Consider the following 21,948-nt stretch of genomic DNA (forward strand, 5'->3'; position numbering starts at 1 on the left):
CCCAGCGTAGGGAGCGGGACAGTCGATGTGCATGGCACGGACGGACCATTTCGGCCACCCAACCGGACCCCGCGCACCGCGGGTACCCACCGGGCTCGCGGACCGGGCGGGCCCGACAGGACCGGGCTCGGCGGGACGCTCGGCGTTCAGCCCTGCCTGATCTCCCCCGTATAGATGTCGTCGTCGTCCGGCAGCATCACGGTGACCGGCACCCCGAACCCGTACAGCAGCATCGTCGACACCACGGTCACCTCGGGCCCCTCGGGCCCCTCGGCGGCGAAGGTGAAGCGGTGGCGCACCTTGCGCAGCCGCCCCTCCTCGTCCAGATAGGCGTCGAAGGGGACGGCGTCCCTGCTGAACCCTTTCGCCGCGGCGGCCAGCGCACCGCGCGACTGCGGCGAGGCCGCCCGCGCCGCACGGCCCAGGTCTGCGGTGCCCCGGTAGTGATGCACGGTCACCCCGGCCAGCTCCGTCTCCCCCCGGTACGTCACCCCGCGCGCACCGCGCAACAGCTCCGCCGCGGCCATCGGATCGGTGACCCCGCCGGTGAGGAGATTGCCGTCGTCCAGAGCCGTCGTATCGACCCTGACCCACTTGTCGTCGGGGACCCCGGCTCCACGGTTCTTCATGTAGAGGGCCCCGGGGGTCAGCAGCTCGGTGATCGGACGGTGCCCCTCGGCCCCCGCGGCGTCCTTCGGGAGTACGACCTTGATCTGTCCGAGCTGTCTGCGGAAGTCGTACATCCCCTGGCCCCTGATCGTCACCCGGGTCCCGCCGACCGCCGTCTCCATCGACGTACGCGTCTCGGCGCCGCCCGACTCGGCCAGCACATCGGCCGCCTGCCCGAGCACATCGGCGGGACGCCCCGCCGAGACCGCACCGCCCCCGCCCGCCGGCCCCTCGCCGCCCTCTCCGCCGCCCGAACACCCGACGGACACCGCCATCACACCCGCCACCGCCAGTGCGCGGACCGTCCGGGCCCCGCCTCCACACCTGTGCTGCCGCACCACCATCGCCTGCCAACCCTCAACGACTACTGCCCGACCGAGCCCTCACCCGCCCCGCATAACGACCACCGCGGTCCCCCGTCACGCCGCCCCGGCGCGCCCCCGCCGCGCCCCTCCCCGCCACCCCGGGCGATCGGCCCGCTCCCTCCCGCATCGGGGCCGCCACCAGTACCGTGGACGCGTGCCCGAGGAACCCCCCACCCGCTCCCCCGTCACCGCGGCATCCGCCCCCGTGACGTCCCTCGCTCCCCGGTCGACCGCACCCCGGCCGGACGACGCCGGGCACAGCACCTCGACGGTCGAACGGGGCTCGTTCTGCCTGGCCCGCTGCAGCTGCGGCTGGTCCGGACCGGCCCGCAGATCCCGGGACCGGGCCCGCACCGACGCCGAACAGCACCTCGCCGCTCCCTGACACCCCGCCTGCCGCTCCCCGACACCCCGGCGCGCTCCGGGACAGCCGCATGTTTCCGGCCGGAGGCTCCGCCCCGGCGGTCCCCGAACCGGAGGTTCCATGAACGCCCCCACCGCGCCGAGCCGCCGCACCGTGCTGGCCACCGGGCTGGCCGCGGCGCTCACCACCGCCGCCGCCACTGCCTGCGAGGCCCCGGACGACGGCCCCGGCGCGGGCGGGCCCACCGGCAGCGCCCCGGCCACCGCCCGCCCCACCGCGGCCACGCCCGCCCCGCCGGGTTCCGCCCCGGCCTCGCCCGCCGACTGGCCGGCCCTGGCCCGCAGCCTGGACGGCCCCCTCGTACGGCCCGGCGACTCCGCGTACGGCACGGCCCGGCAGCTCTACAACACCCGGTTCGACGGTCTGAAACCGGCGGCCGTGGCGTACGCGGAACACGAGGAGGACATCCGCGAGTGCCTGGCCTTCGCCCGTACGACCGGCACCCCCGTGGCGATACGCAGCGGCGGTCACTCCTACGCGGGCTGGTCCAGCGGCAACGGCCGCCTCGTCATCGACGTCTCCTCGCTCGCCCGGGTCGAGCGCGACGGCACCGGGAGCACCATAGGCGCGGGCGCCCGGCTGATCGATGTCTACCGGGGCCTGGCCCGGCACGGCCGGACGATCCCCGGCGGCTCCTGTCCCACGGTCGGCATCTCCGGCCTCACACTGGGCGGCGGGCACGGCGTCGCCTCTCGCGCGTACGGCCTGACCTGCGACAGCCTGACCTCGGCCAGACTGATCACGGCCGACGGCCGGACGGTCACCGCGGACGCCTCCCGCCATCAGGACCTGTTCTGGGCCCTGCGCGGCGCGGGCAACGGCAACTTCGGCGTCGTCACCGAACTCCGCTTCCGCACCCGGCCGGCCCCCCGGACGGTCAGCGCCTACCTCAGCTGGCCCTGGTCCCGCGCGCAGGCGGTCCTCGCCGCCTGGCAGTCGTGGGGGCCGGACCAGCCGGACGAGATCTGGTCCTCCGCCCACCTCGCCGCGGGGCCGGGCGGCGCCACCCCCACCCTCACGGTCGCCGCGTTCAGCCTCGGTACGTACGGGGACCTGCAGAACGCCGTCGACCGTCTCGCCGACCGGATCGGCGCCTCCGCCTCCTCCGTATCGCTGCGCAGCCGCAGCTACCAGGAGGCGATGCTCGTGTACGCGGGCTGCTCGGGCTTCACGGACGCGCAGTGCCATCTGCCGGGTACGACACCGGGCCGTACGGCGGACGGAGCCCTCCAGCGCGAGACGTACAGCGCCGCCTCCGACTTCTTCACCGGCCCGCTCCCCCCGGCGGGCCTGCGCGCCCTGATCGACCGGACGGAGGCGTTCACCCGGATCGGCGCGGGACGGGAACAGGGCGGAGGCGGCAGCTCCCTCTCGCTGACCGCGCTCGGCGGGGCCATCAACCGGGTCGGCCTGCAGGAGACCGCGTTCGTCCACCGAAGCTCCCGGATGCTCGCCCAGTACATCGGTTCCTGGCGCCCCGACAGCCCTGGCACCGCGCAACAGGAGTGGCTGAAAAACACCCATCGAGCGCTGCGCCGGTACGCGTCGGGCGAGGCGTACCAGAACTACCCGGACCCCTTGCTGACGAACTGGCGGAAGGCCTACTACGGCACCGCGGCGGACCGGCTGTCACGCCTGAAGAAGCAGTACGACCCGACGGGCCTGTTCACCTTCCCGCACGCACTGTGAGACGCCGGGGCGCGGGGGCCTCGGGGTGCGGGGGCCCACGGGTCGCCGGTCCTTCGGGTCGCCGGGGCCTCGACGCTTCGGGCCCTCGTTGCTCCGGATCTGTGACACAAAAGGGCCCCGGAGCCCTTGCCACCAGGAGCTCCGGGGCTTTGCCACCATGGGCCCGGGGCCCAGGGACTTTGCCACCATGGGCCCGGGGGCCCGGGGACTTTGGCACCAGGGAACAGGGGACTACGAGTCCCCGAACCTCCGGGCCCGTCGGTCAGGCGGCCAGGTCCTTCTCCCCCGCGGCGCCGCGTCCGGACCCCGGCCGCGGCTCGGGAATCCCGAGCGCGTCCTCGCGCCCCTCGGCGGAACCGGCGACGGGGCGCCGGGACCGTACGAGTACACCGACCCGCTCCGACCGGGAGACCGCGGTCACCAGCGGGGTCAGCAAGGCCATGGCGAGCGGCGCGAGCAGCAGGGCCACGGCCGTGCCGAGGGCGAAGCCGCCGATCACATCGGTGGGGTAGTGCACGCCCATGTAGACACGGCAGAACCCTTCGACGAGCGCCAGGCCGAGGGCGGCGAACCCGAACTTGCGGTTGGCCACGAAGAGTCCGACACCGATGGCCATCGCCATGGTGGCGTGGTCGCTGACGAAGGAGAAGTCCGTCTTGCCCTCCACGAGCACATCGAGTCCGTCGTGGTCGTTGAACGGACGCGGCCGTTCCACGAACCCCCGGATCGGGATGTTGATGAGCAGCGCGATCCCGGCGGCGAGCGGCGCCCAGACGATGCCGGCGACAGCGGTCACCGAGTCCTCGGCCGTGCCGCGCCGACGAACGCTCCACCAGCACCACAGGGCCACCAGGACCATGCCGAGCATGATCCCGTACTCACCGACGAACTCCATGACCCGGTCGAACCAGGTGGGAGCGGCTTTCGCCAGCCCATTGATGTCGTAGAGCAGGCTGACGTCGGGGTTCGACCCATCGAGTGCGAGTCCAGCCATCTGCTGCGGCCCCTTGCCTTGTCTGCTGCCGCGACGCGCGTCCGTGCACGCCGCATTGGTCGAACCCCCGTGTTCGATGCGATGCGGATACCGCCGGGTCCGGCCCCGCGGCCCGTCACCGTGCGACAGCTCTGTCGCACGACGTCCGGACCGCCGCCCGCATGGTCAGCGCACGGGCCGTCCCAGTCCAGGGAACGGCCCGCCAACCGTGTACGTTCCGCTCTCCACCGAATGATCACCATGACGTTATCGAAGAGAGACTCGTTGTCGCAGCTCAGGGCCCAGGCTTCACAGAGAGTTCCGGCCACGGCCGACTCTCCGTCAGGCGTGGACGGCCTCCGGCCGGTCCGTGACCGTCAGGCCTGGGGAAGGTCCGTGACCGTCAGGCCTGGGGAAGGTCCGTGGGAAGTGCCGCGGCCCCGTCCTTGGTGACCCGGGTCGCACCGAAGTAATCGGGCGTGTCGATCTTGTCGAACCGGATCACCGACCCGGTGTACGGAGCGTTGATCATGTAGCCGCCCCCGACATAGAGCCCCACGTGACGGATGGCCCGCGAGTTGGTCAGGTCGTCGGAGAAGAACACCAGGTCGCCCGGCAGCAGCTCGTCCCGCGAGGGGTGCGGCCCGGCGTTGTACTGGTCGTTGGCCACCCGGGGCAGTTCGATGTCGACGGTCCGGTACGCGGCCTGGGTCAGCCCGGAACAGTCGAACCGGCCGCCCTGCTCCTTCGTGCCGTTCCCGCCCCACAGATACGGCGTACCGAGGCGGCCCTGCGCGAAGTGGATGGCGGCGGCAGCCTGGCGGGACGGCTCGACGCGGCCCACGGGCCTGGCGAAGCTCTTCTCCAGGGTCCGGATGATCTTGACGTAGTTCTGGGTCTCCTCGATCCCGGGGACCCCGCCCGCCTTGATCACCCGGTAGGCACCGGCGTTGTAGGCGGCCAGCATGTTGTCGGTGGGATCGCCCGGGACCTTCTTCACGTACCCGGCGAGCTCACAGTCGTACGAGGCGGCCGAAGGAATCGCGTCGGCCGGGTCCCACACGTCCCGGTCGCCGTCCTTGTCCCCGTCGATCCCGTGCGAGGCCCAGGTGCCGGGGATGAACTGCGCGATGCCCTGCGCGGCCGCATGGCTCTGCGCCTTGGGGTTCCACCCGCTCTCCTGGTACAGCTGCGCGGCCAGGAGAGCGGGGTTGATGGCGGGACAGAGATTGCCCCACTTCTGCACCAGGGGCTGGTAGCGCGCCGGAACAGCGCCCTTGGCCAGCCCGACAGCGCCGCCGCCGGCACCCGCGAGCCCGGCGGCGGCCGAGTACGTACCGACGACGAGCAGCGCCACGAAGCACATGGCCAACCCGACGCCGATCCCACCGACCATCCAATATTTCCGCACCCCTCAACCATCCCCCATCGGAGCGCGGTTCACGGCCGATTTCGCGGGTGTGTGCGACTTGTTCGGGTCATCGGGGGCGCTGACCGGTCATCAGGAGGCTCCGGCGGACCAGAAATCGGAGCGGACATTGGGACGGGGCAACGGGTAGACCCCCTTGTACGCCTTGCCGTTCGGCTCGGACGTGGAGTCGGCGACCTTCGACTCCTTCACACAGGGGCTGTCCGCCTCGAAGAAGGCCTGGCCCTTGCCGCGGATGCTGACGCTGATGCCGAACCCGCTCTTCGTCACGGCGTAGACCGCGGGGAACACCTCGTCGTTGTTGACCGCCTTGATCCGGTAGTCGCTGTCCCGCCAGAAGGTCTCCACCCGGTCCAGGAACATCTCACGGCGCTCGGCGGACACGATGGTCATCACGGTCCGCCTGCGGGTCACCCCGCAGGCGCGCGTGGTCGTCGGGCCGTGCGCCCACTCGACCTCCGGCTCGATCCCCTTCAGGACCGCGTCGAGCATCTCGTCGGAACGTTCGGCGGCCTGCTGCATGTCCATGCCGCTCTTCTTCCCTCCGTCCGACTGACGCATGTTCTCGGTCCCGCAGCCGGACAGGGCGAGCCCGAAAGCCAGGGCCATCGCAACGATCGGGAACCTTCGCCTCACCTTTGTTCCTCCATCTTGAGCCGGTCGGAGTGACCCGACACGATCAGAGCGATGCTGTCCGCAGAGACGGCGTCCCGTTCGGGATCGAAGTACTGCGAGTGCGCTTCCAGACTGACACCACTGCCGCTGATCACCGCAGGGCCGTCGTCCACGGGGAACCGGTGGGCCCCGAACGCCTTGCTCGCCGGGTCCTTGCCGAACCAGAGGTCGTCGTCGCCCGGGTCGGCCAGGTCTCCCGCGAGGTACGAGATACCGGGGCCACCCGTGATCAGACCGATCGCGCCCACCGCGACCTGGGTCTTGGAGGGGAGCTTGGTCACCGGGTCGTTGCGCGCGGCTCCGACGAAGACGTGCCCACTGCCGACCCCGAGGTCCACGGCGTGGTCGACGCCGACCCCCGGACTGCCGACCAGGATGATGTCGTCGACCCCCGGGATCCCGCCCTCCCTCTGCGTCGCGGCACCGACGGTGCGCGAGCCGTAGGAGTGGCCGATCGCCGTCACATGCGGGTCCTTGTTCTGGTTGGTGGCCACGATGCCGCCCATGAAGTCGCTGTAGGCCGCACCGCCCTTCTCCGCCCGACCGCTGCCCATCACCGCGAAGTACCCGCCCACACCGTCGCTGTCCGGCAGCTGCGGAGCGTCGTACCCGAGCCAGACGATCGACGCCGTGGACTCGTCGTACCCCTGGGCGCCGATGGCCGTGTCACGGGCGCGGCCGAGGTCGTTCTTCGCGAACTCCTCGTCCAGGGAGGTGTTGAGCCCCGGTACGTACGCCGACACGTTCTTCGATGTGTCGGGGTTGCCGTAGGAGACGATGGCCCTCCCGTTGCCCTCGTCCCCGATGCCGATCAGATACATCGGCGGCTGCTGCTTCTCCTTCAGCTGCCGGTCGATCTCCTTGAGACCCGCCAGCTGCTTCTTGGCCTTCTCGGTGTCCGTCTTCTCCAGCTTCCCGATCAGGTCCTGGAGGTTCTTGCGGTTGGCCGCGTCACGGGCCGCCACCGGAATACCGTCGAGGTTGCCGATCCGGTCCGGGCTCAGCTCGATGTACCGCTCGCGCTGCTCCTCCGAGAGCCCGTCCCACCAGGACTTGCGCTGGGCCGCAGTGGCGTTCTCCGGAATCCGGTCATTGAGGAACCCGCGCTCGGCCTCCTTCACCTCGGCGTCGACACGGCCTCCGGAGCCCGGCAGCCCCATCCCGGCGCCACCGCCGCCACCGACGGCCTTGTTCACGTCCCAGGCCGCGCCGATGAAGTCGCCCCGGTCCCACTTGTCGCTCGCGCCCTGGGCGTCCTTGGTCCACTGGTCGACGATGCCCTTGCCGCTCTCGACGGGGTTCAGGACCGCGTCGACGATGCCGCTGACATCGCCGCCGAGCCCGTCGCCGAGGAAGCCGTCGAAGAACCCGCCCTCGGAGTCACCGCCGCCGGAGCCGTTGCCGGGACCGTTGCCCCCGCCGCCATTGGATCTACCCGCGTCGACCGGCGTAGCGGAATCGTCCCCACCGGACGCGGAGGACCCTTCGGTGCCACCGGAACCACCAGTTCCGCCTGCGCCGCCCGCACCACCGGAGCCGCCGGTACCACCGGCACCGCCCGCACCGCCCGCACCGCCCGCGCCGCCCGAGTCGGACCCACCGGAGTCGGACCCACCGGAAGCAGCCGAACCCCCGGAATCCTCACCGCCGGTGGCCATGCCGCCCGTTACGGTCGAACCCTCGGAGCCCGCGCCTGCGGAGGCCGAACCCTCACCGCCCTGGTTGCCCCCGGAGCCCGACCCGCCGCCGGCCACCACATCGGTACCCGGAGCGGGGCATGAGCTTCCGGTCAGTTCGCAGATCGCGCTCTGAAGCCGGCCACTCACCGACCCGCCGATACCCGTCGCCGTGATCGCGCCGACGAGGGCCACGACCACGAGGACCATTCCCAGGTACTCCAAGGCGCTCTGGCCGCTGTCGCGGCGCGCCTTCACCATCCGCGCGAAGCTGAACGGCCGGTGCTCGGCCCGCTCTTCCTTGCCCAGCCGGAACCAGGCACGCACTTCGGTGCGTGTAAGCAGTACGACGACCACTGCGGGAATCACCAGCCGCGTCACACCCTGCAAGCCGGCCTCACCACTGAGCGTGGCCAACGCACCGAGCATGAACCAGGCATGCACGGCGAGAAGGCCCCGCCAGATCGAGACACCCCCTGTACGCGCATACAGGGACAGCACGAAACCGGTGATGCCGGGCAGGGCGGCGTACAGCAGCATCCCGAGCAGATGCCCATCGACAGCGTCGACCGAAGCGGCGACCGACAGCACGTCGATCCCACCCACGACCGTTGCCACGAGGAGCACTTGAACGAGAATGAGCACCGCCTGCAGTGGGCGTGGCATCGGTTGCCTGCCCGAACGGACCGCGACAGCGCTTACATCAACGCCGCCCGGAACCGCGACTCCTCGTATGCCAGACAAGACCAGTCCCCTACCTTGTGAGTGGGCGGCGCAGCGACAGATAAATCACTCCACGTATGCGACCACAGCGGCAGGGGACGCAGCATGGGCCCCAGGGCCCAATGCAGGGCTCAAAAACTTTGCCCGTTGGGCAAGTTGATATGGATTGCTCCGGTCATGGAGAACCCGCCGACCTGGCCACCGAGGCCCCGGCGGACCAGAAGTCGTCGCGGATGTTGGGGCGCGGGATGTGCTCCATGCCTTCGTAGGTGGGGGCGGTGGCCCTGCTGGTGGAGTCGGCCACCTCGGACTCCTGGACGCAGGGGGTGTCGACGTCGAAGTGGACCTGGCCTTCGGCTGCGACGATCAGGCTCACTCCGAAACCGTCCTGTGTCTGCGCAAAAATCGCCGGGACGTCAACATCCTTGTTGATGGCCTTGATCCGATATCCACTCTTGCGCCAGAAGCGATCCACTACGCCCAGGAAACTACCGCGCCGCTCAGCAGACACGATGGTCATCACGGTCCGCCTCCGCGTCACCGCGCAACTGTTTGTCGTCGTCGGGCCATGCATCCAGCGCACATTCGGTTTGATCTCTGCGAAAACAGCATCGAGGATCTGATCCGAATGCTCCGCCGCTTCTTGCATGTTCATTTCTTCCCCCCTGCCTCCTGAGCAACCTGCCAGGAACGTACCTGCAAGAACTGCCGCCGCCATACACCTACCTGCCCGGCTCATCGCAGTTCCTCCATCCTGACGTTGCGTGAATTCCCTGAGGCAATCAAAGCCATGCTTTCGGCAGACACCGCATCTCGATCCGGATCGAAGTATTGCGAGTGCGCATCGACCGAGAGCCCACCCGGCCCGACCAACGGCGGCCCGTCGTCCACCGGGAAACGCCTCGCGCCAAACGCCTCACTGGCCGGGTCCTTGCCGAACCACACGTCGTCATCACCGGGATCGGCGATCTCTCCCGCCACGTAGGCAGCCGCCGGGCCACCGAACAGCAACTCGGCCGACCCGATCAAGGACTGCCCCTTGGAAGGCAGCTTGGTGACGATGTCGTTCTTGGCCGCTCCGACGAAAACATGTTCCTTCGCCACCCCCAGGTCCTCCGCGCGATCCACCCCCACGCCAGGGCTCCCCACCAGCACAATGTCGCTGACGCCTGGAATTCCATCCCCTTGCTGAGTTGCGGCACCCACTGTCCGCGAACCGTAGGAATGACCGATGGCCGTCATATGCGGATCCTCATTCTGGTTGGTGGCCGCCAGACCGCCCATGAACTCATGGAACGACGCCCCGCCGGCCTCGGCCTTCCCATCGCCCGCGACAGCCAGACTTCCCCAGCCGTCCGGTGACTGCGGTGCGTCGTATCCGAGCCATGTGATCGCAGCAGTGGAGGGATCGTGCCGTTGTGCGGCAATGGCCAGATCACGAGAGCGTTTGAGGTCCCCCTTGGCGAACTCCTCATCCAAGGACGTATTCAGCCCCGGCACATACGCCGCCACATTGCGCGACGTATCAGGGTTCCCGTAGGAGACGATCGCGCGCCCGTTCCCCTCGTCCCCGATGCCGAGCAGATACATCGGTGGATCCCCGGCCTTGGGGACGGCCTGCAACTGACGGTCGATCTCCCTCAGCGCCGCCAGCTGCGTCACGGCCATCTCGTCGTCCCGCCCGTCCAACGCGCCGATGAGCAGACGCAGGTTGTCCCGGTTGGCCGCGTCCCGTACGAGGGCCGGGATCCCGTCCAGGTTGCCGATCTGATCCGGGTACACCGCGAGGTACTCCTCGCGCTGTTCGTCCGTCAGGCCGGCCCACCACGCCTTGCGCTCGGCCGGAGTCGCGTCGTACGGGATGGCCGCCTTGAGGTAGCCCCCCGCCGCGTTCCGCACCGAGGCCGCGTCCGCCGCCGCGTCCGTCCACATCGTGTCCGGGACCCGCAGCCCCTCCTCCGCCTTCAGCTTCCGCAGGATGCCCGCGTATCTCCAGTCGGCCTCGGCCGCCGCGCGTACGGCCTGCACCACCCGGTCCGCGATGTCCTGCGCCTTTGCCGCGTTCGGGTTGGGCGCGACCAGACCGGACGGCGCCTGGAACCCCGGCCTGATCACTCCCGACGCCGTGCCGCCCGGCAGCGGTGCCCCGTCGATCAGCCCCTCGCCGGCCTCCGGGTACGTCACCGAACCGTCCGCGTGCACGGTGAACTTCAGCGCCGCCGCATCGTCCAGCGCATCCTGCAACGCCCGCTGCTGGGCCTTCATCTCATGGGCCAGGCTGTTCAGCGCCGTACGCAGCAGGCCGCACTCCGTGTAGACGTACTGGAAGTTCAGGGCCAGTCGGCGCAGCCTCAGGACCGCCGCCTCGGCCGCCTCGCCCTGTTGCGTCTCGCGGAGGCCGTTCAGGAGCTGCTTGTCGATCCGGTCCCGTGCGGCGTCGGCCCGGTTTCCGGCCTTGCCCCAGCCATCGGCCGCGCCCTCCAGCTCGTCGCACTTCACCTCGCGCAGCTTCGCCCACGTGAGCGAGGTGGACGCGCCACGCGCCCCACGCGCGCCGTTCACGGCGCACCGCCCCCGCTCACGCGCCCACTCACGCCCCCGCTGCCCGCCACCGGAGCGAAAGCGGACTTCACTGCTTCGTCGGTCTCGCCCTGGGCCCGCGCCACGGCCCGTAACTTCGCGGCGAGACTCCCGCACTCACCGCGGGCGGCCTCGATCCGCCGCTCCCACGAGTCCCGTACGGCGCCGAGCTCCGCCAGCGCCGCCAGCCCACCGGCACCAGCACCGGCACCGGCACCGGCACCGGCCATCAGGCCCTCATGCGCCGTCGCCAACTCGGCCCGTACCGGCGCCATGTGCGTACGCAGGGCTTCCGCACCCCCGGCCGCCCGGGTCCAGGGCCCGCCACTGTGCTTCAACTCCGCGCTGCCGCCGCCTCCCGGCCCTGCCGCCAGATCGCTCAACCGCTGCCGGTCACCCACCCAGCTCACCCCGCTCCTTGATCGTGGAGCGGAACTGTGCCAAATCAGATGTACGCGACACGCCGCTCTCCCGCGTGCCGTACGGCGCATGGGGCCTTGCCGCGTCAGGGCCCGGAAGCAACGGAGAGGGGCGGCCACTTCACCCGAACGGGCAGTTCTTTCTGCCCGGGACATCGGCCACTCGCCGGTCCGTCACGGCTGCTATTCCTCAGGGCACGGGAGGCCGGACTCCTGACTTTCAGGCTTCCCCGAGCACTCGACCCACAGCAGCTTCCCGCTCTGCTCCGGCAGGCCTCCGCCCATCGGATACGCGCCCCAACTGTCCGCGCACTGCTGAACCAGGTGCAGCCCCCGCCCCCGTTCGGCAAGCGTGGAGGGCTCCTCCAGGCAACCGCTGAACGGGGCGGGGATCTCAGGATTGGTGTCCCAGACACCGACCCGGACCCTGCTCCGCCCGGCCCTGCGCAGTCGGAGTGAGTACGGCCCCGAGGAGTACCGGTAGGCGTTGGTGACCAGCTCGCCGGTCAGCAGTTCGGCGGTGTCGATGAGCTCGCCCATCCCGTGCACACGCAGCACGGTACGGAGGGTGGCCCGCGCGATACCCGGTCCGCGGGGATCCTGCGGGAGTTGGAGGGTGTAGGCCCAGGGCGGCGCTACGGTGGTCATGGCCATGGAAGTCTCCGTTCACGGAGGGACGTTGGTGGAGTGAGCTGCGACGCAGTCGATGCCCAGTGACCTGGCCGCTCCGTCGAGCGGGGTTCTTCCGGGCCGGTGGCCTGGATCACAGAGTAGGCTGCGCGCAAGTTCCATTTGCGCTTCACCCATGAAACTCAGTGCGGTTTCCCTCGTGTGAGTGACAGGCCGAACTTGCCACCGACAAGGAGGAGTTACATGGCGGGCAGGTCCGCCCCCACCGGTCGGCGCATCCGGATCGCCGCCGAGCTGCGCAAGCTGCGGGAACGCGCCGGGCTCACGGCCACAGAGGCCGCCCGAGTGCACGGCATCGGCCAGGGGCAGCTGAGCAACATCGAGACCGCCAGGTTCGGGGTGAGCGGCGAGCGGTTGCGTGTCATGGCGCAGAACTACGACTGCTGCGACCGCGCATTCATCGAAGCGCTGGTCGGCATGACCGAGGACCGGAAGCGCGGGTGGTGGTCCGAGTACCGGCAACTCCTCCCCGCACGCCTTCTGGACCTTGCGGAACTGGAGCACCACTCCGTCCGGCTGCGAGGCGCCATCACCGCACACATCCCCGGGCTGCTCCAGACCCCGGACCACGCGCGGGAGATCTTCCGTCAGCACGTCCCGGAATTGCCGCCCCCGGATATCGAGCACCGCGTCTCGTTCCGCATCAAGCGACAGGCGGTCCTGTACGGACCCGAGCCGCGTCCGTACCAGGCACTCATCCACGAGACCGCGCTGCGGACCGAAGTGGGCGGCACCAGGACGGCAAAGGCGCAGCTCCAGCATCTTCTCGACATGAGCGGGCGTGACCACATCACCATCCAGGTCATCCCGTTCAAAGCAGGTGCCGTCCCCGGATCCGGTCAGTCCGTCTACTACGCGTACGGCCCGGTCCCCGAACTGGACACCGTGCATCTCGACCAGTACCACGGCCTCGCTTTCCTCGACGCCGAGAGCCAGCTTCACAACTACCGGACGTTGTTCAGCAGGATCGAGGACGTCGCGCTGCCGCCCGAGGACACTCAGGATCTGATCCAGCGCATCTGTCAGCAGCTGTGAAGGGAGCGTTCATGCCCACCTACGACGGATGGCAGAAGTCGTCCTACTGCGCCCAGGGCGACTCGTGCATCCACATCGCCACCGCCCCCGGCGGAACGATCGGACTCACCGAGACCGGCGACCCCGGCGGCGCGGTCCTGCGCACCACTCCTCCCGCCTGGGCCGCACTCGTCCGCGCCGTCAAGGAGAGGGGGAACGATGTCTGACCGGCCGCTCCCCGACGAGCTCCGCTGGATCCGCGCCGCCCCCGAGGGCGAGGCGGAGGGCCCCGGCCCCTGGATCGAAGTGGCCGAGGGCCAGGGGGACGATCTCATTCACCTCCGGGAGACCAGCGACCCCGCCACGGTGGTCACGACGACCCGGACCAAGTGGGAAGCGTTCGTGAAGGGGGTCCTGGCCGGCGAGTTCGACCACTTCGCCGAGATCGAAGCGGACAGCGACACCGGCGGCCACCCCGGCGGCCACCCCGGCGGCCACCCCGGCGGCCACCCCGGCAGCGGCACGCGCGGCGGCAGCGACACCGGCAGCGATGCGGAAGGACCCGCCGCCCGCCCCGAGGCCCCCTGAGCCCCCGTAGCCCCCGAGGGCCCCGCAGGCCGAGTTCCCCCGTACCGCCACGGATGCGGTACGGGCATGGGCCCGGCCGCGCGCCCACCCGTGCCATCATCCGCTGATGTCCTCACAGAAGAACGACTCAGCGGCCCCGGCCGGGCCACCGGTGGCAGCCGCCGCTTCCGGCACCTGGATGCTCGGCGACCTGTCGGTCAACCGCATCGGCTACGGTGCGATGCGCCTCACGGAGAACGCGGACGGCACCCCCAGCGACCGCGACCGGGCCCTCGCCGTACTGCGCCGGGCGGTCGAACTGGGCGTCAACCACATCGACACCGCCGCCTTCTACTTCTCGCCGCTGCGCTCGGCCAACGAGCTGATCAACAGGGCACTGGCCCCCTACCCGGACGACCTCGTCATCACGACCAAGGTCGGTCCCGGACGCGACACATGGGGGAACTGGCACTGGGCCGGGCCGGAGCAGCTGCGGGGACAGGTCGAGGAGAATCTGCGCCAGCTCGGCCGCGACCACCTCGACGTGGTGAATCTGCGCGTCCCCCGTAAGGAGACGACCGGATCGATCGGCGAACACTTCGGCGCGCTGGCCGAACTGCGCGAGGCCGGGCTCATCCGCCACCTGGGGATCTCCAACGCCCGTCCCGATCACCTCGCCGAGGCGCTGGCCATCGCGCCGGTGGTCTGCGTCCAGAACGCGTACGCGGTCGGCGCACCGCGCGAGGAGCACGAGTTCCTGGACGCCTGCGGTGAGCGGGGCATCGCCTTCGTCCCCTTCTTCGCCATCGCCGGCGCTGGCCGCGAGGCGGGCGCGAGCAGTACGGGCGACGACGAGCGGGTCCTCGGCGTCGCCCGTGCGCACGGCGTGACGGCGGCTCAGGTCCGGCTGGCCTGGACACTGAACCGCGGCCCGCACGTCCTGGCCATCCCCGGCACCGGCAACCCTGACCACCTCGCCGACAACGTGGCCGCGGGCGCGCTCCGGCTCACGGCCGACGAACTGGCCCTGCTCGAAGCCCCGGCCGGGACCGAGGCATAGCCGGGGCACCCGGGGCACCGACACGGGACAGACGAAGGACATGTGGCGAGGGACATGTGGCGAGGGTCGGACGAAGGACATGTCCGGGGCCCTCGCGGGGATGATCCCCCGATGGACGACGACGCCCCGGGCCGGATACTCCGCTGGAACCTCTTCATCGGCGGCCACCTGAGTTCCTCCGTACCCGTACGGCTCGTCGAGCGTACGAAGGCGGGCCGGCTGGTCTGGCTGGAGACCGGCACACCGATGTGGCGCACCGAACTGCCGGGTGGTGCGCACCTCCGCGACATCCCGCCGCAGGACCGCCCGGCCGGCGGATACGCGGCGAGGGCCGACCGGTGGCCCATGGGCAGCGCGCTCATCCTCCAGCCGGCCGGGGCCGGTCACGCGGTGTTCTGGTTCTTCGGCCGACGGCACAGGTTCCGCGGCTGGTACGTGAACCTGGAGCACCGTGTGCGCCGCGGCGAGGACATCGACGTGGTCGACCAGGAACTCGACATCACCGTGGCGCCCGACCGGACCTGGCGCTGGAAGGACGAGCGGTCGTTCGCCGAGAAGACCGGGCATCCCGCCTACTGGTCGGCCGGGGAAGCCGCGGCCATCCGCTCCGAGGGCGAGCGGATGGCGCGGCTGGCGGAGTCCGGAGCCTTTCCGTTCGACGGCACCTGGTGCGACTTCCGGCCGCCTCGGCGCTGGAGGACTCCGCCGCTCCCGCCGCGTCCCGGCAGGACCGTGCTGTGAATCCCCCTCAACCTGTGAATCCCCACGAAACCGACCGGCGCACCGACGGCTCTCGAACGGCGCATACGAACACCCCGTGCCCCGCCAACGCTGCGACCGCATCGGGAACCCATGGCCATCGTCGTTGCCCGTGGTCACCTCGCGTGATACACAGAGTGACTATGCATAAGTGCGTGAAAACGGACATGAGCCGCAGGTCAGGGTGGCTGTCCCGGTCAAACGTGCGAGATCCGGGTAAAGAGACCCGGGAAGGCGTCGTGCGGACGCGGTTTCATCAGCGAAGATAGAAGGCGACCCGGGCGGTTCGGCGCGGGCATCGAACTACCCAACAGGGGCGGTGACTTACATGATCCTGGCAGCTGAGAAGGGCGACATCACCACCATCATCGGCGGAATCGCCCCGAACTGGGGGCCGTTCGGGACGCTGGGCAACGAGGCGCGCATCATGATCGAGGTGGTGATGGCGATCGCCATCCTGCTCTGCCTCGGCATCGCGATCTGGGGCGCGGCGAAGCAGCGCATCGGGGCGACGGCGCTGCGCGACACCTTCAGCGCGGAGCAGGGCAAGGGCCTGATCGTGGCGGGCCTGACCGGAGTGTTCATCATCGGTTCGCTGGGCACCCTGTTCACCATCGTGTACGGCATGGCTGTCTGACCGCCCGTCGGACGGCCCTGCCTCCGCCCTTCCGCACCCGTCCCACACCCGGGCCGTCCCAGCCCACCCCCCACCATCCGCCCGTCGTGCCCACCGGCTGAGGTTGCGTCTCCCTGATGTCGAGTCACCACACCGCGTCCAAGCGGCAACCAGCACAGCTACCGTCGTCCTGCGCGGATCCGCACACGACCGAGGGAGCGTACGCGGCATGAGTCCCGGCGACGACCACGACTACCGCGGCAAGGACCAGGGCGTCCGCACGGACGATCCGTACAGCACCCTCGGCGGTACCCGCCAGACCCGTACGCGCCTCCCCGACAGCGACACCGGCACCCCGCACCCCCGCCGGCCCGCCCGCAACTCCCGCTCCCTGGTCACCGTCGTCGGCATCGTCGTCCTTCTCATCGCGGCCATCGCCTTCGCCAACCGGGGCGGCGGCAACGACGACGAGGCCACCGGCGACAGCAGGAAGCCGGGCACCAAGGGCGCCACCTCCACCGCGGCCACGGGCACCAAGCCCGTGACGGGTACCGACAGCGCGGCCGGAACGATCGCCTCGGGCTTCGCGCATGACGAGCAGGGGGCGCAGAGCGCGGCGGCGAACTACGCGGTGGCGCTGGGATCGGCGGAGATGTTCGACACCGAGGCGCGTCGCGGCATCATCCAAGCCACGCACGTCCCCGCGGTCGTCAGCGGTCTGCAGGCCGAACTGGACCGGGCCTACTCCCCGGACTTCTACCGGAACGTCGGGCTGAACGCCGACGGCACCACCCCCGCGGGGCTGGCGTTCGTCTCCCGGACCGTACCGGTGGGGACCAAGCTGGTCGCGCGCAGCGGCGACACGGCCACCGTCGAGGTGTGGTGCACGGGCCTGGTCGGAATGGCCGGCCAGGGCTCCACCAAGCCCGTCACCGAAACATGGGTCACCATCTCCCAGAAGCTCAAGTGGGTCGGGGGCGACTGGAAGATCGAGTCGTCGTCCCAGGCCGAGGGCCCGACGCCGGTCAACAGCGGCGACCGGGCATCGACCGCCGACGAGATCGCCGGAGCGGTCGAAGGATATGGAGGGTTCACCTATGCCCGATAGCCGTCGCTTCCGCGCACTGTCACTCACCACGGTCCTGGGCAGCCTTCCTGCCACGGTCATCCTGCTGGCATCGCGGGCATCAGCCGAGCCGTCGCCCACACCCACACCGACACCGACCCCCAGCCCGTCGCCGAGCAAGAGCGACAACCCGTGCGACCTCATCGTCGGTCTCGCCAAGGACTACTGCGAGGACGGGGAGAAGGCCAGCAACGGAGGCTCCCGCTCCCTCTCCCCCACCACCGACTCCCTGGACCCCCTCTCCTCCCTCGCCAAGGGCTGCGCCGACGCCGCCGCGTGGATCGTCGGCAAGCTCAGCGAGGCGGTGAAGAGCACCGCGAACGTCGACTTCACCAACCCCAAGTTCCTCCAGCAGTACGCCGTCATCTTCGCGGCCTCCACCATCCTCACCCTCGTGCTGTGGCTGCTCGCCGTCGCCAAGCGCGCCATCCGCGGCGTTCCGCTCACCACCGCGATCTCCGAGGCCGTCGGCTTCCTCTGGCTGACCGTCCTCGCCTCCGCGTTCACACCGCTGATCCTCTACACGATCGTCTCCGCGACCGACGGCGTCACCGAGGTCATCGCCACCTCCACCGGCGGTCAGACCGATGTCTTCTTCGGGTCGTTCGCCGAGGCCCTCAAGAAGGGCACCGACATCGGCGGCGGGCCGATCATGCTGATCGTCGTCTCGCTCGTGTCGATCCTCGCCGCCGGCGTCCTGTGGCTGGAGCTCGTCATCCGGGCCGCCCTGCTCTACGTGGGCGCGCTGCTCGGCATCGTCGTGTACGCCGGCCTGGTCGACAAGAACATGTGGGGCCACGTCCGGCGCTGGGCAGGCATCATGATCGCGGTGATCATGGTCAAGCCGGTCATCGTCATCGTGCTCGGCCTGGCCGGGGCGCTCTCCGAGGACGACGGCCCGGACGCCTTCTCCGCCGTCGTCTCCGGCCTCGCGATCATCCTGCTGGCCATTTTCGCCTCCGCCATGATCTACCGCTTCGTGCCCGGCTTCGGCGACGAGATCCAGGGCGCCCGCACCAACCGGAAGCAGGCCACCGACGGCGCCCAGGCCGCCGCCCTGATCAGCTCCCCGGCCGCCCTCGTCTCCCAGGGAATCAAGACCCACAGCGGTCGCAACGACCAGAACAGCGGCGGCGGTGGAGGCGGCGCCCGCCCCTCCAACCCCGTCAGCGGCGGTGTCGCCGCGCACAGTTCCCGCAGCACCGGCGGAGGCGGCGGCTCCACGCCCTCGCCCCGCAGCGGATCCGGCCCCACCTCCGGCACCCCCCACAGCAGCCGCTCCTCCCGGGGCGGTTCAGGCAGCACAGGTAACACGAGCACAGGAGGTGGAGGGCGTTGACGACCCAGTCCCACACCATCACGCCCCGCCGTACGTATCTCATCGGCCGCGCCCGGCCGAACGCGATCGTCGGCAAGAACCGCGAGACCGGCGAGATCGCCCTGATCATCGCCGGTGCGTTCCTCGGCATGATGAGCGGGCTGATCGTCCCCGTCCTGTCCCTGCGGATCGTGCTGCTCATGGGCTTCCCCATGCTCGCCCTGGCCGTCGTGTACGTCCCGTACAAGCAACGCACGTTCTACAAGTGGTTCGAGATCAACCGCAGCTTCAAGCGGTCCCTGCGCCGCGGCACCGCGTACCGCTCCTCCGCCATGGAGGCGGGCGTCAGCGCCGACGGCCGTGAGGTCGAGATCGGCCCGCCGCCCGGCATCGGCCGGATCAGCTGGCTCGCGGCCCCCTTCGGCCCCGACGAGATCGCCGTACTCCTGCACGCCGACCGCCGCACGGTCACCGCGGCCATCGAGATCGAGGGGCCGGGCGTCGGCCTCCGCGACAGCGAGGACCAGGAAGCCCTGGTCGACCGGTTCGGCACCCTGCTCAAGCACGTGGCCAACGGCGACGGCTTCGTGACCCGCATCCAGATGCTGGCCCGCACGCTGCCCGCCGACCCCGACGCACACGCCAAGGACGTGGCCCAGCGCGGCGACAAGACCGCCCCCGGCTGGCTCCAGGAGTCCTACGACCAGCTCCAGTCCATGGTCTCCACCTCCAGTGAGCAGCACCGCGCCTATCTCGTCGCCTGTATGCACTACAGCCGGGAGCTGGCCGCCGAGGGCCACGCCATCGCCCGCGCCGCCCGTCCCCAGGGTGGCCGCAGGCTCGACCGCGATGCCGGACTCGCGGTCGTCATGGCCCGCGAGCTCACCGATATCTGCGCCCGCCTCGCCGAGGCCGACATCCGGGTACGCCAGCCGCTCGGCCAGAGCCGGCTGGCCTCGCTCGTCCACTCGATGTACGACCCCGACCACCCCATCGACCACATCCAGGCGATGACGAAGCGCAACGCCTGGCCTGCCGAGCTGGACGCCGTCGAGCCGACGTTCCTCCAGGCCAAGACCCGTGAGTCCTCGACCCGCGCGCCCTGGTGCCACGCCACGGCCTGGGTGAAGGAGTGGCCGATGACCCCGGTCGGCGTCAACTTCCTCGCCCCGCTCCTCGTGCACACCCCCGACGTCATCCGTACGGTCGCGGTCTGCATGGACCTCGAACCCACCGAGGTCGCCATCGAGCGCATGCTGACGGAGAAGACGAACGACGAGGCCGAGGCCAGCCGTCAGGCCAAGATGAACCGCACCGTCGACCCCCGGGACATCGCCGCCCACGGGCGGCTCGACCAGCGGGGTGAAGATCTGGCGAGCGGCGCGGCCGGGGTGAACCTGGTGGGGTACATCACGGTGTCGTCGCGATCACCCGAATCCCTCGCCCGGGACAAGCGGACGATCCGGGCTTCGGCCGGCAAGTCCTATCTGAAGCTGGAGTGGTGCGACCGTGAACACCACCGGGCCTTCGTGAACACCCTGCCGTTCGCGACAGGCATCCGCCGCTGACCGGCGGCCCCGCCCGACCCGCCTCCGGAACCCCGGCCGCAGAACCCCGGAGCGCAGAACCCCAGCCCGCGGAACCCCGGAGCACAGGCCCCGGAGCCCCGACCACGAGCACCACCGACACCACCCCCACCCCACCACCACCCACCGACTCCACCGAGACCGGAACCCGAGAGAGAGGGCAGTCACGCCATGCGAGACCCGTTGTCCGCATTGTCGGATGCCTTCACCGCCTTCCTCTTCGGGAAGGTGGAGACGACTCGGCTGCCCGTCCGTACGTCGACGGGCCAGGCCCAGGCCGTCTACCTGCCCACCGCCGCCCCCGGCCTCGGTGACTCCGGCGTGATCATCGGGCGCGAGGTGTACTCCGGCAAGGGCTACATCTACGACCCGTTCCAGCTGTACGGGCAGCAGCTCCCCGCCCCGCACTGGCTGGTCCTCGGCGAGTCCGGCAACGGCAAGTCCGCGCTGGAGAAGACCTACGTCCTGCGCCAGCTCCGCTTCCGCGACCGCCAGGTCGTCGTCCTGGACGCCCAGGGCGAGGACGGTGTCGGCGAGTGGAACCTCATCGCCCAGGAGCTGGGGATAACTCCCATCCGCCTGGACCCGACCGCGGCGCTGAACGGCGGCATCAGGCTCAACCCGCTCGACCCGTCGATCACCACCACCGGCCAGCTCGCCCTGCTCCGCACGATCATCGAAGTCGCGATGGGCCATGGGCTCGACGAGCGCTCCGGCTTCGCGCTCAAGGTCGCGCACGCCTATGTGAACGAGACCATCGCCGACCGCCAGCCGGTCCTGATGGACATCGTGGAACAGCTGCGCCACCCCGAGCCCGAATCGGCCGAGGCGATGAACGTCGACATAGACGACGTACGGGCCTGGGGACTGGACGTCGCACTCGTCCTGGACCGGCTGGTCGACGGTGACCTGCGCGGCATGTTCGACGGCCCCACGAGCTTCGGGATCGACCTGGACGCCCCGCTGATCGTGTTCGACCTCTCGCACATCGACCGCAACTCGATCGCCATGCCGATCCTGATGGCGATCGTGGGGGTCTGGCTGGAACACACGTGGATCAGGCCCGACCGGAAGAAACGCATCTTCCTGGTGGAGGAGGCCTGGCACATCATCAACTCGCCCTTCGTCGCCCAGCTCTTCCAGCGCCTGCTGAAGTTCGGCCGGCGGCTCGGTCTGTCGTTCGTCGCCGTCGTCCACCACCTCAGCGACGTGGTGGACGGTGCCGCGGCGAAGGAGGCGGCGGCGATCCTGAAGATGGCCTCGACCCGGACGATCTACGCCCAGAAGGCCGACGAGGCGAGAGCGACCGGACGGGTCATCGGCCTCCCCCGGTGGGCGGTCGAGATCATTCCCACGCTCACACCGGGCATCGCCGTCTGGGACGTCAACGGCAATGTCCAGGTGGTCAAACACCTGATCACGGAAGCGGAACGCCCCCTGGTCTTCACCGACCGCGCGATGACCGAGGGCTCCGACACCGATCTGCTGCCCGAGGACGTACGAGCCGCGGAGCTGGAGGCGGAGCAACGCGCGGCCCGGATCGAGAACCAGCAACGGCTGAACGAGTCGTCCGAGTCAACGGTGGCATGA

At 70.2% G+C, this 21,948-nt stretch carries 21 protein-coding genes; 12 read left to right on the forward strand and 9 right to left on the reverse strand.

Translation table 11 applies throughout. The features are described from left to right. Positions 1–146 precede the first annotated feature (146 nt). Positions 147–1,013, reverse strand: a complete 867-nt coding sequence (locus ABT170_RS29995; protein WP_329942221.1) for an SCO4651 family lipoprotein — start codon at positions 1,011–1,013, stop codon at positions 147–149. A 175-nt stretch (positions 1,014–1,188) separates the two neighbouring features. Between ABT170_RS29995 and ABT170_RS30000 the strand changes: the two genes are divergently transcribed. Then, positions 1,189–1,419, forward strand: coding sequence for a hypothetical protein (locus ABT170_RS30000; RefSeq protein ID WP_351872525.1), 231 nt, complete (start codon positions 1,189–1,191; stop codon positions 1,417–1,419). Positions 1,420–1,518: 99 nt separating this feature from the next. Further along, complete coding sequence (locus ABT170_RS30005; RefSeq protein ID WP_351872528.1) at positions 1,519–3,147, forward strand: FAD-binding oxidoreductase; 1,629 nt, start codon at positions 1,519–1,521, stop codon at positions 3,145–3,147. A gap of 262 nt (positions 3,148–3,409) precedes the next feature. On the opposite strand, the gene ABT170_RS30010 is transcribed toward ABT170_RS30005, so the two are convergent. The 8 genes from ABT170_RS30010 to ABT170_RS30045 form a co-directional block, all read right to left on the reverse strand. Next, entirely contained in the window at positions 3,410–4,141 is a 732-nt protein-coding gene (locus ABT170_RS30010; protein WP_329942224.1) for a phosphatase PAP2 family protein, read from the reverse strand. Positions 4,142–4,523: 382 nt separating this feature from the next. Further along, a complete protein-coding gene (locus ABT170_RS30015) occupies positions 4,524–5,516 on the reverse strand; it encodes a C40 family peptidase (protein ID WP_329942225.1) in 993 nt (330 codons plus the stop codon). Positions 5,517–5,621: 105 nt separating this feature from the next. After that, entirely contained in the window at positions 5,622–6,158 is a 537-nt protein-coding gene (locus tag ABT170_RS30020) for a hypothetical protein (protein ID WP_329942226.1), read from the reverse strand. Between the two features lie 23 nt (positions 6,159–6,181). After that, positions 6,182–8,566, reverse strand: a complete 2,385-nt coding sequence (locus ABT170_RS30025; RefSeq protein WP_351872533.1) for an alpha/beta hydrolase — start codon at positions 8,564–8,566, stop codon at positions 6,182–6,184. Between the two features lie 232 nt (positions 8,567–8,798). Continuing rightward, complete coding sequence (locus ABT170_RS30030; protein WP_351872536.1) at positions 8,799–9,278, reverse strand: hypothetical protein; 480 nt, start codon at positions 9,276–9,278, stop codon at positions 8,799–8,801. Between the two features lie 80 nt (positions 9,279–9,358). Then, positions 9,359–11,185, reverse strand: coding sequence for an alpha/beta hydrolase (locus ABT170_RS30035; protein ID WP_351872539.1), 1,827 nt, complete (start codon positions 11,183–11,185; stop codon positions 9,359–9,361). Next, positions 11,182–11,613, reverse strand: a complete 432-nt coding sequence (locus ABT170_RS30040) for a hypothetical protein (protein WP_351872542.1) — start codon at positions 11,611–11,613, stop codon at positions 11,182–11,184. Before ABT170_RS30040 ends, ABT170_RS30035 begins: the two co-directional genes overlap by 4 nt. A 192-nt stretch (positions 11,614–11,805) precedes the next feature. Continuing rightward, positions 11,806–12,276, reverse strand: a complete 471-nt coding sequence (locus tag ABT170_RS30045) for an ATP-binding protein (RefSeq protein ID WP_329942230.1) — start codon at positions 12,274–12,276, stop codon at positions 11,806–11,808. A 219-nt stretch (positions 12,277–12,495) separates the two neighbouring features. On the opposite strand from ABT170_RS30045, the gene ABT170_RS30050 reads away from it, so the two are divergent. The 10 genes from ABT170_RS30050 to ABT170_RS30095 all read left to right on the forward strand — a co-directional run bounded on the left by ABT170_RS30050 (position 12,496) and on the right by ABT170_RS30095 (position 21,948). Then, a complete protein-coding gene (locus ABT170_RS30050; protein ID WP_329942231.1) occupies positions 12,496–13,347 on the forward strand; it encodes a helix-turn-helix domain-containing protein in 852 nt (283 codons plus the stop codon). 11 nt (positions 13,348–13,358) lie between these two features. Continuing rightward, a complete protein-coding gene (locus ABT170_RS30055) occupies positions 13,359–13,553 on the forward strand; it encodes a DUF397 domain-containing protein (protein WP_329942232.1) in 195 nt (64 codons plus the stop codon). Continuing rightward, a complete protein-coding gene (locus ABT170_RS40655) occupies positions 13,546–13,914 on the forward strand; it encodes a DUF397 domain-containing protein (protein ID WP_502970583.1) in 369 nt (122 codons plus the stop codon). The genes ABT170_RS30055 and ABT170_RS40655 overlap by 8 nt, the downstream gene beginning before the upstream one ends. A gap of 106 nt (positions 13,915–14,020) precedes the next feature. Next, positions 14,021–14,953, forward strand: a complete 933-nt coding sequence (locus ABT170_RS30065) for an aldo/keto reductase (protein WP_351872547.1) — start codon at positions 14,021–14,023, stop codon at positions 14,951–14,953. Between the two features lie 111 nt (positions 14,954–15,064). Next, entirely contained in the window at positions 15,065–15,694 is a 630-nt protein-coding gene (locus ABT170_RS30070; protein WP_351872550.1) for a ribonuclease FAU-1 family protein, read from the forward strand. Positions 15,695–16,040: 346 nt separating this feature from the next. Beyond that, positions 16,041–16,349, forward strand: a complete 309-nt coding sequence (locus tag ABT170_RS30075) for a DUF8827 family protein (protein WP_015610155.1) — start codon at positions 16,041–16,043, stop codon at positions 16,347–16,349. A gap of 208 nt (positions 16,350–16,557) precedes the next feature. Then, positions 16,558–17,436 carry a DUF8175 domain-containg protein gene (locus ABT170_RS30080; protein WP_329942235.1) on the forward strand — a complete coding sequence of 293 codons (879 nt, stop codon included), beginning with the start codon at positions 16,558–16,560 and terminating at the stop codon, positions 17,434–17,436. After that, positions 17,426–18,793, forward strand: coding sequence for a hypothetical protein (locus ABT170_RS30085; protein ID WP_351872555.1), 1,368 nt, complete (start codon positions 17,426–17,428; stop codon positions 18,791–18,793). Before ABT170_RS30080 ends, ABT170_RS30085 begins: the two co-directional genes overlap by 11 nt. Next, complete coding sequence (locus tag ABT170_RS30090; RefSeq protein ID WP_329942237.1) at positions 18,790–20,340, forward strand: SCO6880 family protein; 1,551 nt, start codon at positions 18,790–18,792, stop codon at positions 20,338–20,340. Before ABT170_RS30085 ends, ABT170_RS30090 begins: the two co-directional genes overlap by 4 nt. Positions 20,341–20,529: 189 nt before the next feature. After that, a complete protein-coding gene (locus tag ABT170_RS30095) occupies positions 20,530–21,948 on the forward strand; it encodes an ATP-binding protein (protein WP_266932364.1) in 1,419 nt (472 codons plus the stop codon).

Source organism: Streptomyces sp. NPDC001787 (genome assembly GCF_040297465.1).
Taxonomy (GTDB): domain Bacteria; phylum Actinomycetota; class Actinomycetes; order Streptomycetales; family Streptomycetaceae; genus Streptomyces.